This is a genomic window from Dyadobacter sp. (assembly GCF_017744695.1).
GTDB lineage: Bacteria > Bacteroidota > Bacteroidia > Cytophagales > Spirosomataceae > Dyadobacter.
In genome coordinates this window covers 242,186-257,092 of record NZ_JAGIAS010000007.1, presented here as the reverse complement: position 1 = coordinate 257,092, position 14,907 = coordinate 242,186, and the positions used below count along the sequence as shown (strand labels likewise).

General features: G+C 48.4%; 15 protein-coding genes and 1 pseudogene. 5 read left to right on the top strand and 11 right to left on the bottom strand.

Going from position 1 to position 14,907, the window contains the following annotated elements; all coding sequences use genetic code 11:
• Window positions 1-232: 232 nt before the first annotated feature.
• Window positions 233-694, bottom strand: a complete 462-nt coding sequence (locus J7619_RS24400; RefSeq protein ID WP_291204976.1) for a heavy-metal-associated domain-containing protein — start codon at window positions 692-694, stop codon at window positions 233-235.
• Between the two features lie 170 nt (window positions 695-864).
• Here J7619_RS24400 and J7619_RS24395 point away from each other — a divergent pair, with 170 nt between their 5' ends.
• Window positions 865-1,275 (top strand): hypothetical protein, encoded by a 411-nt coding sequence (locus J7619_RS24395; protein ID WP_291204973.1) that lies wholly within the window; start codon window positions 865-867, stop codon window positions 1,273-1,275.
• Window positions 1,272-1,706: a DUF3299 domain-containing protein gene (locus J7619_RS24390; RefSeq protein ID WP_291204970.1), complete on the top strand. Its 435-nt coding sequence runs from the start codon at window positions 1,272-1,274 to the stop codon at window positions 1,704-1,706. The genes J7619_RS24395 and J7619_RS24390 overlap by 4 nt, the downstream gene beginning before the upstream one ends.
• A gap of 3 nt (window positions 1,707-1,709) precedes the next feature.
• On the opposite strand, the gene J7619_RS24385 is transcribed toward J7619_RS24390, so the two are convergent.
• Together J7619_RS24385 and recO are read right to left on the bottom strand one after the other, a co-directional pair.
• Window positions 1,710-2,414 (bottom strand): hypothetical protein, encoded by a 705-nt coding sequence (locus tag J7619_RS24385; protein ID WP_291204968.1) that lies wholly within the window; start codon window positions 2,412-2,414, stop codon window positions 1,710-1,712.
• Between the two features lie 68 nt (window positions 2,415-2,482).
• Window positions 2,483-3,178 carry a DNA repair protein RecO gene (gene recO, locus J7619_RS24380; protein ID WP_291204965.1) on the bottom strand — a complete coding sequence of 232 codons (696 nt, stop codon included), beginning with the start codon at window positions 3,176-3,178 and terminating at the stop codon, window positions 2,483-2,485.
• Window positions 3,179-3,506: 328 nt separating this feature from the next.
• Here recO and J7619_RS24375 point away from each other — a divergent pair, with 328 nt between their 5' ends.
• On the top strand, window positions 3,507-5,399 hold the full coding sequence (locus J7619_RS24375) for an amidophosphoribosyltransferase (protein WP_291204962.1): 1,893 nt from the start codon (window positions 3,507-3,509) through the stop codon (window positions 5,397-5,399).
• A 170-nt stretch (window positions 5,400-5,569) separates the two neighbouring features.
• The gene (locus tag J7619_RS24370) at window positions 5,570-6,067 is read left to right on the top strand and encodes a DUF6265 family protein (RefSeq protein ID WP_291204959.1); all 498 of its coding nucleotides are present in this window, start codon (window positions 5,570-5,572) and stop codon (window positions 6,065-6,067) included.
• A 56-nt stretch (window positions 6,068-6,123) separates the two neighbouring features.
• Here J7619_RS24370 and J7619_RS24365 read toward each other — a convergent pair whose 3' ends face one another.
• Window positions 6,124-6,570, bottom strand: a complete 447-nt coding sequence (locus J7619_RS24365) for a DMT family transporter (protein ID WP_291204957.1) — start codon at window positions 6,568-6,570, stop codon at window positions 6,124-6,126.
• 25 nt (window positions 6,571-6,595) lie between these two features.
• Window positions 6,596-6,880, bottom strand: coding sequence for an NADH-quinone oxidoreductase subunit NuoK (nuoK, locus tag J7619_RS24360; RefSeq protein WP_409012767.1), 285 nt, complete (start codon window positions 6,878-6,880; stop codon window positions 6,596-6,598).
• On the opposite strand from nuoK, the pseudogene J7619_RS32320 reads away from it, so the two are divergent.
• Window positions 6,857-6,937: pseudogene (locus J7619_RS32320) on the top strand (hypothetical protein); the annotation flags it as partial. The gene nuoK and the pseudogene J7619_RS32320 sit on opposite strands and share 24 nt — an antisense overlap.
• Here J7619_RS32320 and J7619_RS24355 read toward each other — a convergent pair.
• From J7619_RS24355 to J7619_RS24330, 6 genes are all read right to left on the bottom strand, one after another.
• The gene (locus J7619_RS24355) at window positions 6,904-7,425 is read right to left on the bottom strand and encodes an NADH-quinone oxidoreductase subunit J (RefSeq protein WP_291204952.1); all 522 of its coding nucleotides are present in this window, start codon (window positions 7,423-7,425) and stop codon (window positions 6,904-6,906) included. The pseudogene J7619_RS32320 and the gene J7619_RS24355 overlap by 34 nt on opposite strands.
• Window positions 7,426-7,431: 6 nt before the next feature.
• Window positions 7,432-8,799: a 4Fe-4S binding protein gene (locus J7619_RS24350; RefSeq protein WP_291204950.1), complete on the bottom strand. Its 1,368-nt coding sequence runs from the start codon at window positions 8,797-8,799 to the stop codon at window positions 7,432-7,434.
• Window positions 8,800-8,862: 63 nt separating this feature from the next.
• Window positions 8,863-9,483 carry a thioredoxin family protein gene (locus J7619_RS24345; protein ID WP_291204947.1) on the bottom strand — a complete coding sequence of 207 codons (621 nt, stop codon included), beginning with the start codon at window positions 9,481-9,483 and terminating at the stop codon, window positions 8,863-8,865.
• Between the two features lie 38 nt (window positions 9,484-9,521).
• Complete coding sequence (locus tag J7619_RS24340) at window positions 9,522-10,799, bottom strand: glycosyltransferase family 4 protein (protein WP_291204944.1); 1,278 nt, start codon at window positions 10,797-10,799, stop codon at window positions 9,522-9,524.
• Between the two features lie 15 nt (window positions 10,800-10,814).
• A complete protein-coding gene (locus J7619_RS24335) occupies window positions 10,815-12,335 on the bottom strand; it encodes an alginate lyase family protein (protein WP_291204941.1) in 1,521 nt (506 codons plus the stop codon).
• A gap of 368 nt (window positions 12,336-12,703) precedes the next feature.
• Window positions 12,704-14,803: a bi-domain-containing oxidoreductase gene (locus tag J7619_RS24330; protein WP_291204939.1), complete on the bottom strand. Its 2,100-nt coding sequence runs from the start codon at window positions 14,801-14,803 to the stop codon at window positions 12,704-12,706.
• Between the last annotated feature and the right edge of the window lie 104 nt (window positions 14,804-14,907).

Here is a 14,907-nt window from a genome sequence, read left to right as displayed (position 1 = left end):
CCTTCTTTTTGTATTTCTCGCAACACTTCTTAAACACGCATTCGGTGCTGTCTTCGAAGCTTTTCATCCAGAAACACCCCTGCTCCGACCCCACATTGTAATCACTAATTGTAAAAGCGCTCATTCACATTGCCGTTAAAACTGAGGCAAATATATCACCTATTTAGAATCATTCAAATGTTTGGCAAAAATTGTTTTGAATAAATCTAAATAACTGCCGTGCACAAAACGGTCACTTCACATACCCTTTCTTTTTTAATATATCGAAAATCTCCTCGGCGGACACCTTTTCTTTATGGTACGACAGAGTGACCGTCCGAGCGTTGAGGTCAATACTTCCCTTGCGTACGCCATCGATCCGGTGCAGATCGGTCAGCAGTTCCGCTCTATTGCAGGTACCCGCCAAATCAACTCGAAACTGCCTTTGAGATTTGAAGCGCTCAAAATGCTGCTCGGCCAGAATCTGCTCCTCGGTTTTGAATGGCTCCCACCGATTGATAACCAGTCCCGACAATGCGATAAGCCAGCCGATCGCATAAGAAAAAGCTTCCATCCGGCTATGGAAGTCCTTTTTCCAAAAATAAAAGATGGATAGACGACCGCTCAGCCCAATGAACAAGGTCCACTGTAAAATTGTAAAAACGAGCCGGTGCCTGGTCAGAAAATCGATATTGAAAAAGGGCAGGGATGCCATGGAAATGAATGGTAGTAGGCAGCAACCGACGTGTAAAACGGTAATTATCAAACTGAAAGACAAGGAATAAAAAGTCCGCATGATGGAAGAAAATCGACGCAACTGTTGCGTGTTAGAAGTATTTATTTCATTTTTGCAACATTGTTGCATTTAATGAAGTTCCACCCGAAATGAATATCATCTATCCGGCTTCCATAACAATGCTTTTGCTGGCGACTATGTCCTGCTCGTCAGGAAATGAAAAAAGTCCCGAGCTCGTCGAAGCCAACCGTTTGCATCTTGAAGCCATGAAAATCTCAGAATACCTCGAACAAAAACTCGACAGCCTCGCACCGTTGGCAAAGGATGACCTGGAAAAGTCGCAGATTGACAGTTTAAAGAACCTGATCGAAGTTTGGGAAGAGAACTTCATCGAAGTGCCCGGTTTCGCGCATGCACACGACCACGCGCACGGCGCACACGAACACAAAGCGGCGCTACCAATGACCGACGGATCGATGCTGGATTACCAGCGGCAATCGAGAGAGGCCATTTTGGAATTGCAACAAGCCATTATATCACTTGACAGCCTGCGGAAATGAAGAAATTCGGGATCCTGCTTATTCCGCTCTTTGCATTTACATTTTCAGCTGAACCGATAACTATCAACTGGAAGCGCCTCACCGATGTGCGATTTACCCGAAAATTGAACAGGGAGCTAAGCATGTATTTCCTTTACCCTACTTTCGGGCCGTCGGTAAATGCATTGCAGGGGAAAGAGATCAGCATTCGTGGCTATATGATACCTGTGGACGAAAACGATCACATCTACGTGATTTCCGCCAAACCTATGGCAGCCTGTTTCTTTTGCGGCGGCGCCGGCCCCGAGTCCATCATCGAATTGCAGTTCAGAAAGAAGAAACAGCGCTTCCGGACGGACGAAGTACTGACAGTCCGGGGCAGACTAATACTCAATGCGGATAATGTCGATCACCTCAACTACATCCTGAAAGACGCCGAGGTGATCGAATAAATATCAGGGAATCTTTTCCCAAATCTCGTGAATCGGCTTACCGTCGCTGCTCTTTCCGCTATGGTCCCAACGGCCGTTATCGAGCTTGAAATCAAACCTCAGCGAAGAACCAACGCGGTTGTTGTCCTTGGAGAAAAATTGGATGTTTTCAGTGTATTTGCCATCCTTGGCCGTGTAGGTTCCGCCGCCGGTTGCATAAAATTTCTTGACCGCCGGGTCAATCGCGAACCATTGAAAGCGGGTTTTTGAAAGCAATTTAAGTGTCTTCCGCGTTCCCTCCCGATGTACCTGAACAAGCGAACCCTGCCCGTTATCACGTTCCGTGATATGCCAGGCACCAGCCATAGGCGCATTACTAGTGGCATCATCGACACGCATCCAGACCATCGCCTCTTCATAACGCAATGTCAGGATATCATCTTTCACCGTGACGGTGAATTCGATCGGGACCCCGATTTTGGCCGTATCCGCCGAATTGAACTCGGGCGTGTAAGTCATTTTGTTCCCATTCATGGTAAACGGGCCGCCCTCCGTCCTCTCAAAATACTTGTTACCAATGCTGTAAGAAGCGATAACCAGGTAATTATCAGCTACAATAAGTGTGGAAGCACTGCCGGTAGGCTCCTGCGATTTCCACGCGCCTTTGGGCACCTGGGAAAATGTTAGGATCGAAATCAGCAAAAAGGCGGTCGTCAGTATGTGTTTCATTGCATTAGGTTTGATGGAATTACCCTATACGTTATCAAAATTATGCCAATTCCTGCGGGAAGCAATTTTCAGCGCAAAACTTCCCTCAAAACATCCAGCGACTTGATTTCCCCGAGCGCATCCATGTGGATCTTGTAAAAGAAAATCATCTTTTCGAGGATATTTATCCGCCGAGGCCTGTCCAGCGGGATGGACAAACCGTAGCCATTGTCCAGCATTTGCACCGTAGCCGCATGCTCCTGCTCGTCGGGCCGGTGCGGGAAATGGTGATCTTTCAACTCACTTTCAAGATCTTCGGCTGTCTCCACACCAAAACCCAGATAATGCGCCAGCTGCATCAGAAACTGAATGTGAAAGTTCTCGTATCCGGTATCTGCCTCATCGAGATAGAGCACCGATTGTTCAATAAAATGGAACAATGGCTCGTTGTTCTCTTCCTCGCGCAAAGTTTTACCAAGCATTTCGGTCATAAAAAGCGCCAGGCCTGATTTTATTACGTCAAAAGGTATGGAGAAGAATGGCGCATAACATTTGATCTCGGAAATCCGGTGGATAGTGTCTTCCTTATTCTTATGATACACTACCAGATCCAGCAATGTGAGCGGCTGAAAGAAGGCGATCCGGTTGGTTTTGGACTTGCTGCTTCTGACGCCATTCACTATATAGGTCTGTATGCCAAAGGCTTCGGTGTAAATCTTCGCGATAATCGAGGATTCCTTGTACCGGATGTAGCTCAATGCGATACCGCGGGTTTTATGAAGCATATGAAATTTTAATATCGATCTGATCAAAAATAGTTATCTTTCTTATAATGAGAATCCCTTATAATTCTGATCCGGCAGTTTCAACTGCCGGTAAGAGGATGGAGGGCGTACAATTTTAATGACGGTATGCCAATCTTATCCCGTCAGTTTAAACTGACGGAAAGGATTTAAAAAATTGAACAATTTTTGGAGTTTTTTAAGCCAAAGGATTTGTACCTTTGTAAGAAATAACGAACTAAACAAGAATCGAAATTCGTTAGGCTAATATTCAGGGAATACGCTTTGCATACCAGCAAACACCAATATCTCTAACTGCATTACTCTTCTTATGAGCGACGCCATTAAGCATGAGTGCGGCATAGCACTTATCCGTCTTAGAAAGCCTTATCAATACTACATCGACAAGTACGAAACGCCGCTGTACGCAGTCCATAAGCTTTCGGTCATGATGGAAAAACAGGTCAACCGGGGCCAGGACGGAGCCGGGGTAGCCAATATCAAGATCGATGTCCCGCCCGGGAAACGATATATCAGCCGATACAGATCCGTAGAACCTCAGCCACTTACGGATATTTTCTCCAAAATCCATAAAAAATTCCGCAAGGGCCTCAAAAACAACCGCGACCACGTCAACGACGCGAAATGGTTGCAGGAAAACCTGGCATTTACGGGAGAAGTATGGCTGGGACATCTTCGTTACGGCACGCATGGCTCCAATGAAGTGGAAAACTGCCACCCAATGCTGCGCCAAAGTAACTGGCGGAGCCGCAACCTGGTGATGGCCGGCAACTTCAACATGACCAATGTGGATGAGCTTTTTGGCAAACTGGTTTCATTGGGCCAGCACCCGAAAGAAAAAGTCGACACCGTAACGGTAATGGAAAAAATTGGACATTTCCTGGATGAAGAAAACCAGCGGGTGTTCGAGCGTTTCAAAGGAATTTATGAAAACCCGACGTTGTCCGACGTTATCGAAGACAATATCGACCTGCCGCGCCTGCTTTACCGCTCGTGCCGCGATTTCGATGGCGGTTACGCGATGTGCGGCCTCACAGGCTACGGTGCATCCTTCGTGATCCGCGACCCGGCAGGTATACGACCGGCATTCTATTACGCTGATGATGAAGTGGTTGTAGTAGCATCCGAGAAACAGGCCATCAAAGCTGCATTTAATGTAGATTACGATCAGATCACCGAAATTACACCGGGTTCTGCATTGATCGTCGACAAAAACGGTGAATACAATGAGTTCCCGATCCTGCCCCGATTGGAAAAACGCTCATGCAGTTTCGAGCGCATTTACTTCTCGCGCGGTACCGATCCGGATATTTATAATGAGCGCAAGCAGCTGGGTAAACTGCTGATCCCGCAAATTCTTAAAGAAGTTAATTACGACCTCGAAAACACGATTTTCTCATACATTCCGAACACTGCCGAAACGGCGTTCCTCGGGATGATCGAAGGTTTGGAAGAATATCTGGCAAAAAAGCGCAAGCAGGCCATCATGGAAGGCATCCTTTTCGAAGCCGACCTTGAAAAAGTGCTTTCCTTCCGTCCAAGGATCGAGAAACTGGTAACGAAGGACGTAAAATCACGTACATTCATTACCGCCGACGCCCTGCGCGACGATATGGTTTCGAGCGTGTATGACACTACTTTTGAAGTGGTGCGTAAAAACGTGGACACCGTCGTGATCATCGACGACTCGATCGTACGTGGTACTACACTTGAAAAGAGTATCCTCACCATGCTCGACCGCCTCAAACCGAAAAAGATCGTGGTAGCGTCCTCCGCACCACAAATCCGCTTCCCGGATTGCTACGGTATCGACATGTCGAGAATGAAGGATTTTGTCGCTTACCGCGCAGTGCTGAAATTGCTCGAAGAACGTGATATGGAGTATAAACTGGAAGATGCTTACACGCAAAGTGTTACAGCGCTGGCGACGAAAAATCCATACCATACCAATTATGTGAAGGCGCTTTACGAGCCCTTCACGGACGAAGAAATCTCTCAGAAAATTGCTGAAATCATTCGCCCGAAAGGTTTGAATGCGGAACTCTCGGTAGTGTTCCAAACTGTCGAAAACCTGCACAAAGCCTGCCCCGGCCATTTGGGAGACTGGTACTTTACCGGAAACTATCCGACACAAGGCGGAAACAAAGTAGTAAACAAGGCCTTCACCAACTCTTACGAGGGTAAATTGGAAAGGGCTTATTGATAAATAGAATTCATTTGAGATAGCCGACTTGGGAACAGGTCGGCTATTTTTTTGTCCATTTTAACTAAATTCCGTCAACGTACTGACTGTATTTGGCTAAATTCCGTCAGTACGTTGACGGAATTAACATTTCTATTAATTTGCCAACTCAATTCACAACCTAAATCTCAATGACCCAATTCAACACAATTAGAAGAGTTTGTCTGGCATTTGCCCTGGTATTGACGGCTACATTTGCTCAGGCGCAAGGTACCCTGAACGATATCGCGTTCCTGGACGGACGTTGGCTCGGAACTTACAATGGCGGACCGATTGAAGCTTCCTGGACGGCTCCTAAAGGCAATAATATCGTGGGCTTCATCCGCATGATCAAAGATGACAAACCTGCTCTTTACGAGATTTTTGCATTCGAGCAGACCGACAATGGCCCTGTGGCGATGGTGAAGCATTTCAAACCGGGTATGATCTCGCTCGAAGAAAAAGAGGTAGCTGACCGTTACAAGTTCATCGAAGCCAAAAAGAACCAGGCTTTGTTCGAAAAGGACGATGCGTCGGTGCGGATCATTTATGAAAGACGCTCCCCTACTCAACTGGTTATCCAGCGCGGAAAGAAGGAAAATGACAAGTGGAGCTTCGTGGATTTGTTTATATTCAATAAAATCCCCTGAGACATTCAGAAAGCATTCAAAGCAGCAATCCAAACGGGTTGCTGTTTTTTTATGCCCTAATTTTTAAGAATAAGGTATACTCCGCCTACCAGCAGGATGGTACCCAAAATGCGGGGCAGATTCATATGGTGAACAGCAAAGCCCTGTAAACCAAAATGATCAATGGTCATGACCGTCACCATCTGGCCCGCAATCACCAGGCACATCATATTGGCCGGACCAATGTTACGGACAATGAAGATGACCGTAATGACATAGAATGCGCCCAAAACTCCGCCCATAAATCGCGTCCACGAAACCTGTTTGAGGTCGGCCAGGGAAGGAACCGGGTTTTGATTGAAACAGGCAAATGCAATGGTAAGAACCATCAACCCCACAAAAAAAGAGGTCATGGCTGCTAGAATGGGGTTGTTGATCGACTCGCGAAGCTGCGTATTCACGCCCGATTGTACGGCGTTGCTGATACCGATCAGAAAAGCGAAGATCAGGAAAATCCAGTTCATGCGGGGCGACAGGAGTTTTTTAAGCTTATTGCTTCAATTCATTTACCTTATCAGGATCGACCGTTTTGAAACGACCATATACACGAAGAATGATCGCCAGCGCCACCGTCACTTCGGCCGCTGCCACCACAATCACAAATAATGCAAAAAGTTGACCGCTCAAACGCTCCGGGTCATGCCTGCCAAACGCTACCAAATTGATATTGACCGCATTGAGCATCAGTTCAATACCGAGCAGCATCCCTATAAAGTGCCGCTTGGTAATGGAAATGGCCAATCCAATGCAAAACAATGCAGCTGCAATGACCAGATAGTATTGTACAGGTATTGTCGTCATGCGGTCGGGTTTCGGTTTAGTGCGAGATAGGCGGCCCCGATGAGCGCGACCAGCAAGAGGATAGCGGCTATTTCAAAGGGCAATAAATGGCTGGTCATCAGCTCCACGCCAATCGTCTTAATCGTTGATTTGGTACTCATTTCTTCTCCGGCCATTCTAAAATCCGAAGAAAAAATCACCTTCATCAGCAACCCGAAGAGCCCGATACCTGTCAAAAAGCCCCATATTTTGCGAGTAATCGGGACTTCGACGCGGTTATGCCGGGTGGAATCGTCGCTTTTCTCTTTTTTTTGAGTGAGCATAATCCCGAATATCAGCAGCACCAGTATACCTCCGACATAAATCATAATCTGTGATACGGCCAGAAAGTCCGCACCTGCGAGCACGTACAATGCGGCTACGCCCAAAAACACGACGAACAATGCGAATGCACCGTAAATGAGATTTCGGGAAAAAAGGATGAATAGCCCGGCAGCGAGCGTCAATGCGGAAAAAATGTAGAATATAATTACCTCCATGCGCGCCTATTCTTTGGGTTTCGGTTTCATTGTCGGGCGGAATGCGGGTTTCGCAGCTACCGGCTTTTCTGACGATTCAGCTGCTGACTCAGCAGGCGTTTCAGCAGCTGGCTTCTCCACATTTTCATCCGAAACTACCCTAGGCTTCATGGTAGGACGGAACGCGGGCTTGGCAACAGCCGGTTTTTCTGCCGGTTCCGAAGCTGACTCAGTCGGCGTTTCAGCAACCGGTTTCTCTACATTTTCCTCTGAAACTGCCTTAGGCCTCATGGTAGGACGGAATGCAGGCTCCGCAACAACCGGTTTTTCTGATGGTTCCGAAGCCGACTCAGCCGGCGTTTCAGCAACGGGTTTCTCCACATTTTCGTCTGAAACCGCCTTGGGCTTCATGGTCGGACGGAAAGGCGGTTTGGTAGCTGGCTTTGCAACCGGTTCGGCTGGTGTATCTGCGGCAGAAGCGTCTGCCGCAGGCGCTTCCGCAACCGGCTTCTCCACATTTTCGTCTGCTATCACTTTTGGTTTCAAAGTGGGGCGGAATACCGGCTTCGCAGCGGCGGTTTTTTCTGTCGGCGGAGTTTCCGGTGCCGTTTCTTGCACTGGTGCATCACCTTCCACCTTTCTCGGCTTCATTACGGGCTTGAAAGCCGGTTTAGGAGTCGGAGTTGCCGCCTGGGCAGCGTCAGCATTCGTATCGTTGGCAGCAGGCTCTTCGGCCGGCTTCGGCTTTGCAGTTGGTTTGAAAACCGGTCGGGCAGGAGCGGTTGCACTCGCAGCAGCAGCGGCAGGTGTTGCCGAAGGGGCTGCCTTTGCCGCTTTCAAAGCTTCTTTTTCTTTCTGGAACTGTTCCAGCAGCGTCCGCTTTTCGTCAGCTTGTTCGGCGGTGAGGTTAGAATAATTGTAAACCATATCCCGCACATCCAGCTCACTGTAATCGAAAGTCTTGGTCATGGTAAGACATTCCGTCGGGCAAACCGTCGTACAAAGGCCGCAATAGCAGCATTTGGCCATATCGATATCGAACTTGGCTGCGTACAGACGGATCGGCGAACCATCGGAGGCGCGTCCTACATCTTCTACCGCTTTAATCGGCTCGATATCAATACAGTCTACCGGACAGACTTTCGCACATTTGTCGCAAACAATGCAGTCGTCCATCTCGTTATGCAGACGGTACCTGCCATTATCCGGAATGGGAATGGTTTCCAGCGGATATTGGATCGTCACGATGCCATCCTGCTGGTCGTAAAAACTGGACGAACGAATATCCGCAGGTCTACGGCTCTTACGCGCATTCCAGAGGTGCCGTAACGTCAGCCGCATGCCCGTGAGGGTCGTGCTGATGCCGTCGGATATATTTTTAAAGTATTCTGACAAAATCCCTGTTCGTTGGTATTGCGGTTTACCCTATGACAAATATAGAGTAAACGGTTCAAAAACTCACTTATCCACAGCCACTGCTTCCAAAAGCTCCTGCAATTCATTTTGCAGCGAGGCCGTTTTGTCAGCAATGTACCAACGCTGGATATCCTCCGAAAATTCACTGTACGACTTCACCGGATTGGCTTTGTACTCCCTCAGCAATTCCTGAGCACCTGCCGGACGCGGCCCCCATGTGAAAATTTCATTGAAATCCTCATCCACCGCAATCAACTTCGGGATTGAACGCCCGCCATTGGTAAGATAAGCATCCATCAATTCGGGGTTCTCATCCCGAAGCAGGAATGTTACCATGATTAAAGGGTTTGAAAGTGATGCCGCTACGATAGTGGGGAGGTTCTGCGCGGCATCCCCGCACCACGCCTCGGTCAGAATGTACCAGGTTTGTGGGTTATCAACCTGATTGACGGCCTCTTTCAAAGAATCCTGGATTGTCGTTGTTTTATTAAGACGATGCATCCGTGCCAGGTTCAACCTGGTATAATGGCTCAGCGCCTCGGATTGTTTAGGGCCGGTTGTCCTGTTTTCCAAGACCACCGTTTCCATTAAATGCATGTATTCTGAATATGTATAAGCCCCTTTTCTGACCGATTCGGGGAATAGATGCGCTACGTTTCTCATTGGATTTTCATTTATTAGAAAACCCTCCGGCGGCGCTTTCAGTTCACTTTCCCCCTGCCAAAAATTGTACTTTTACCTGTCACTTTAAGTTGATTTTCAATGCATTCCAAAAGACGCTTCGCCAGCTTGTCCCTGTCGAAATGCACGCGTACAAACTGGTAGCCGTTGTCACCATGTTCGCTCAGCAGGGCCCGGTTTTCCATGTATACTCGAATCTTCCGGGCCAATTCCACAGGATTTCCCGGCTCTGAAAACATCCCCGCCTTAGCTTGCTCCACCAAATCGCGCGAAACGCCGTCAATTACCATCAAAACCGGCTTTTTACAGGATAGGTAATCAAAGGTTTTGTTACTGTAAACGGTTTTGAAAATGTCTGCTTTTTTCAAAACTGCTACGCCGGCATCGGCCATTAAAATGTATTCGAATACTTTCTCTTTGGAAACAGGGTCCAGAAATGATACATTTCCTAAGTCACGGAAATTTGCTTCTTCTATTAACATTTTCTTCTGCATTCCGTCGCCCACCAGCAGAAAATGGGCATCAGTGCCGCGAAGCAGCGTCGCGGCTTCCAGGAGTTGCATGAGATCATTTGCCAAACCATGCGCTCCAACATAAATGATCACAAACTTTCCTTCCAGGCCGAGTTTTACACGCAACTCACGCGTACATAAGCTACGTAACGCCTGTTCGCTCCAACGAAGATCCGCCGCGTTGGGGATCATAACGATCTTACGCGGATCAACGCCTTTGTGATGAATAAGCTTTTCACGAAATGCCGGGGTGAGCACATTGAGCAGCTTTGCTTTGGAGTAGAGGTATTTTTCAAATCGGTATGCCAAACGGATCAGCCACTTGTTCCTCAAAACACCCATTTCAATCGCCGATTCAGGCCAGAGATCGCGAATCTCCACTACCAGCGGAATACGTTTCATTCTCGAGAGCACCAGCCCCGGAATGCCCACCAGAAGGGGCGGCGAGGTTATGATAATGCAGTCATATGGGTCGTTTGCGAAGCGCATTCCTGCATAAACGGCTATAAGTGCGAAGGAAATGTAGCTCCAAAACCGCCCGAAGAAACTACGGTGGTAATACCGGGATGTATTACAACGGATCACCAACACCCCGTCTGCATTCGATTTAACATAGAAAAACTTCCTGACCCGGTGGACTTTGTTCTCCTGCATATAATGTGCGTCTCCGGCAATCACCGTCACAGAATGCCCTTCCTGCACCCAAATCCGCGCCATTTCATTCCAACGGGAGCCTCCGCCTGCGCTGTCTTCGAGGAAGTATTGATGAATAAGGAGAAAGTGCATAACAGCCTGGTTAAGTTAATGTCCCACAATAACGGTCCGGACATAATGCCCCAAAGTCTCGAATACCACCATTTTACATTCCTCTCTTTCACCATACATTTTTGAATACCAACCACTTTCAATAATCTGAGGAATTTCGTTACCGTGCTCGTCGGTTGCCCTAATCGTGAAATCGTTGTCGAATGCTTCATCCGGATGCCAAAGCTGCCGGATTGGCGCTCCTTTCGGAACGTTTTGAACGTAATCCTCAACCACCCAATGCAGCTGACCAACTTTCTTAACGACCCGGCGTTTATGGACAATCCCCTTACCGAGGTGACGGAAACCTTCAAACTCGGCTTCAATCCAGTACTCGTTGCCGGAAGAACCAACCTTCCCTTTTGCATTTGTAATCCAATGCGTCCAGATGAAGCGGTGTCGCTTTTGCATTTGATCAAAATCACCAATCATGATCGTGTTATGCCCCCTGGTACCTGAAAAATAGCGCATTGATTCCTGATCGGCATTGTACAACCAGGTACCGGCGTCACGAAGGATATTGCGGCCGTTTATCCAAATGTCGAGGTGATTGTTATCGGCCTGAAAGGGGCGGGTGTCGTATTTTCCGCAGCGCAGGAATGTGAGCGTTCCGGTATCGCGGATGATATGGTAACCACCTATCGGAAAGGACGATATACGCCGGGGGCACATTTTCGACAAAGACTTAGACCTGCCACCGGTCAACCACACCGACTCCTCGTTCCAATTTCCCTCTCGGTAATCCAAATCGCGCCCCAGCACATTAGCAAGTGCCATCATCTGCGGTCGAAAGTCCCCGAAGCTACGCTCCGACAATGGGAAGAACAATGCACCGTCGTTGTGACCATAGTTGGGAAGACGTCCATTTATATTCACTTGGCACGTTCTCAGAAAAATTAATGAAGCCTTCGCCCGCGAGTACACCGTATCACACAGCCGATCGCCATTTCGCTCCGACAACCGGATTCCCCAGGTCATTAGCTGAATCACAACACGATGATAGTTCATCGAAAATTGAAGGAAAGTCCCGTCCCGTGCAATCTGTTCGCATACTTCCGTTTCGAAGATAAATTTCCCCTTGTTACGCCATTGCATGGCTCGGGGTAAAAAAGGCATTAACAAGCCAACCGTGTACAAACCGAGGGCTTCCGTCAACAGATGATTGTTCTTTAGAGCAACCTGCGAGAACCGGATATTGCTTACAACATGCCACATCTGGTCATAAATGCTGCACAGTATTTTGTCTAATAGGCGCTGATTTAACGTCGGCGATTTCCGATAATAGTGCAGCGCAAAAGTCCAGTTCAAAATGCGCAGCGCAATCTCCTGGCTGCATTTCCAGTTTGGCCCGCAATTGACGGGGTTGTTATCGATCCAATGGGTAATCAGTCTAAAAACCGTTTCGGATTGATCTTCTTCGAAGTGGTAATCATAGCGGATCAGGTCATATAAAAAGCAGAATCGCGATTTCTCCCATACATATTTGATATCCCCAGCTTCCGGTGAAAAATCGTCCACATCCGACCAATGTTGATTTCGAGGGTAAACAAAGCCAGTTAATGGATTGGTATGCCAACCAGGTACTTCAAACCATTGCTTACTGAAATAGCGATATCTTCCAATGTTTATTTGCGTGGCCCGCCATTTCAAATCTTTAAGGCTTGCGTTCCTCTGTATAGCCAGTTTCTCCGGGTCGAAAAGAAATAGAGATTTGCAATTGCACCATTTGTGGATACTTACAAACGAGTGCCTTGTGGCTCTTTTCGGGAAACGTAATTTCAACAGCCCGGTTTTCGCTTGCAACCAGAACCCCGCCCGGAACAGCACATATGGCCAACCCATTTGTCGGCCAATTTGCCAGATAAGCATCAAATGCCGCAGCGCTTTCATAGTACCTTCACCCATCCGCCGGTCCACATGCTATCCCGCGCAGCCAATGTCGCCCTGCTGGAATTCCAAATGTCCTCAATAGGCATTAACGGCATAGTTTCGGCTGAAATGCATTCAAACAGCCTGTCGAACTGCTCCCGGTGGCCCTTCCCGGTGTCCATTCTCATTTCGGCAAATCCTTTGAAACCATATCCGCGCAATACTTTATAGTCGTCCAGAACGACCGTCCGTCCGAGCGAATGCACTTCTATTCGCTCTTTTGGATAACCGCTATGGCCATTTGAAAAATAATGCACGGTGCCGGTCGAGCCATTTTCGAGTTTCAAAAGCACGGTCGCATTCTCGGAACTCATGCACCCGTGGACCGCCAGCGCATGGGTGCAAACTTCCGTAATGCGGCTCTCCGCAATCCAGGCGACGAGGTCGATGAAATGGCACGCCTCGCCCACCAGCCTTCCTCCGCCCCTCGCGCTGTCGTGTATCCAGGAATTTCCCAAAATATAGCCAGCGTTAACGGTGATCACGACATTCATCGGGCAGCCTCCCAGCAGTTCCCGCAATTTGGTAATGTGCGGTGCATATCTCCGGTTGAAACCCACCGTGAGGAAAACCGGCCACGGAGCGTTTTGAAGTGCCGATTTCACTGTTTCAACACCCCTAAAATCAATGCTAAGCGGCTTTTCCACGAAAACATGCTTCCCGGCCCGTATCGCATCTGCTGCGATGGAAACGTGCTGATCGTGCCGGGTAGCGATGATAATCAGATTGACTTCGTCGTCCTTCAAAATCTCGTCATAATCGGTGGCTACCCGTGAAATCCCGTATTTCGCTGCCAGTTCGGCCGCCCTTAATCCGCCTGAACTTGCGATGTATCTGATACATTTTCCGCGAAGGCAAGGCAACAGCGTCATACTCGCAAAATTTCCAGCGCCAACAATCGCTGCAACTACTTTTTGAAACGTCCTGGCATTATCAGCGCTTTGGATCACCGTTTCGCGGGTATTGCATTTGCCACTGTAATCGATTAATGTTCCCAGCGATCGGCTGTTCCTTTGGTATATGCCTGAACAGTTTTCAAGCGGCACAATGTCGGTGATCAACGGCTTTACATCCAGCGCGCCATTCCCTAACAGTCGGAGGATTTCCTGAAAATTGCGGTTCATTGTCCAGCGTACATACGGCAAAGGATAGTCAACGCCTTGTTCCTCATACGCGTGATCGTAACGCCCGGGCCCGTACGCGCAGGAAACCTGGAATGTCAGTTCCTTGTGGTAAAAATCCGCGCGGTTCAGACGCAGGGGCACGTCGCCAATAAGCACTATTTTTCCTCTTTTTCGGCAAATCGCAGAGACCATCGATATAACCTTACCAGACCCGGAAGAAGCGGTAATAATCACTCCATCCATTTCACCGGATTGCTCTGAAATAAATCTGCCGGTAGATTTTAAAGGATCAAAGGCTCTAATACCTTTTTCTTCGGCAAGTCGTCGCCTACCCTCATCCGGTTCGATACCTATTACCTCGCACCCTTGCGCGCGCAGGAGGTCAACAACTATCAAGCCGATTAATCCCAATCCTACCACCGCCACCCGCTCGCCCAATGCGGGCGCCAGCAAACGCACGCCATGCAGCCCCACCGCACCCAGGACCGTGAATGCTGCTGCTCCATCGGGCAGATTTTCCGGGATCTTTGCCACCAGGTTGACGGGCACACAGACCACCTCCGCGTGCGGCCCGTTGCTGACCACGCGATCACCGATGGTGAATCCTTCCACACCCTCTCCTAAGGCTACTACATTCCCTACATTACAATACCCCAACGGCAGGACCTGATCCAGCCTGCGGAGTACTGATCGCGTGGTTTTCCAGAAACCGTCCGTTCTGATTTTGTCGATAACGAGGCGCAGTTTGTCGGGCTGTTGCCGTGCTTTGAGCAGAAAATTGGCTTTGCTGAACCGGACCAGCATTCGTTCGGTGCCGGCGGAAACAAGGCTTTTGCGGGTTTTGATGAGCAGACAACCCTTTCGAGCGAGCGGAACGGGGACATCCAGGAGCAGCGTCTCTCCCGTTCGGAGATTCTGGGCAAGTTGTTTCATGAAATATAGTGTGCAGTTTGAGTAAATATCAGGAGTAGGAATTTACGAATTAAATCCAATCGCCAAGATTTGATAATTTTGACGGCATTCAATCCTTAACCACA

Excerpts from the sequence above, each read along its gene's own strand:
- J7619_RS24400 (WP_291204976.1), bottom strand. The coding sequence starts at position 694 with ATGGCATCCCTGCCCTTTTTCAATATCGATTTTCTGACCAGGCACCGG.
- J7619_RS24395 (WP_291204973.1), top strand. The coding sequence starts at position 865 with ATGAATATCATCTATCCGGCTTCCATAACAATGCTTTTGCTGGCGACT.
- J7619_RS24390 (WP_291204970.1), top strand. The coding sequence starts at position 1,272 with ATGAAGAAATTCGGGATCCTGCTTATTCCGCTCTTTGCATTTACATTT.
- J7619_RS24385 (WP_291204968.1), bottom strand. The coding sequence starts at position 2,414 with ATGAAACACATACTGACGACCGCCTTTTTGCTGATTTCGATCCTAACA.
- recO (WP_291204965.1), bottom strand. The coding sequence starts at position 3,178 with ATGCTTCATAAAACCCGCGGTATCGCATTGAGCTACATCCGGTACAAG.
- J7619_RS24375 (WP_291204962.1), top strand. The coding sequence starts at position 3,507 with ATGAGCGACGCCATTAAGCATGAGTGCGGCATAGCACTTATCCGTCTT.
- J7619_RS24370 (WP_291204959.1), top strand. The coding sequence starts at position 5,570 with ATGACCCAATTCAACACAATTAGAAGAGTTTGTCTGGCATTTGCCCTG.
- J7619_RS24365 (WP_291204957.1), bottom strand. The coding sequence starts at position 6,570 with ATGAACTGGATTTTCCTGATCTTCGCTTTTCTGATCGGTATCAGCAAC.
- J7619_RS24355 (WP_291204952.1), bottom strand. The coding sequence starts at position 7,425 with ATGGAGGTAATTATATTCTACATTTTTTCCGCATTGACGCTCGCTGCC.
- J7619_RS24345 (WP_291204947.1), bottom strand. The coding sequence starts at position 9,483 with ATGAGAAACGTAGCGCATCTATTCCCCGAATCGGTCAGAAAAGGGGCT.
- J7619_RS24340 (WP_291204944.1), bottom strand. The coding sequence starts at position 10,799 with ATGCACTTTCTCCTTATTCATCAATACTTCCTCGAAGACAGCGCAGGC.
- J7619_RS24330 (WP_291204939.1), bottom strand. The coding sequence starts at position 14,803 with ATGAAACAACTTGCCCAGAATCTCCGAACGGGAGAGACGCTGCTCCTG.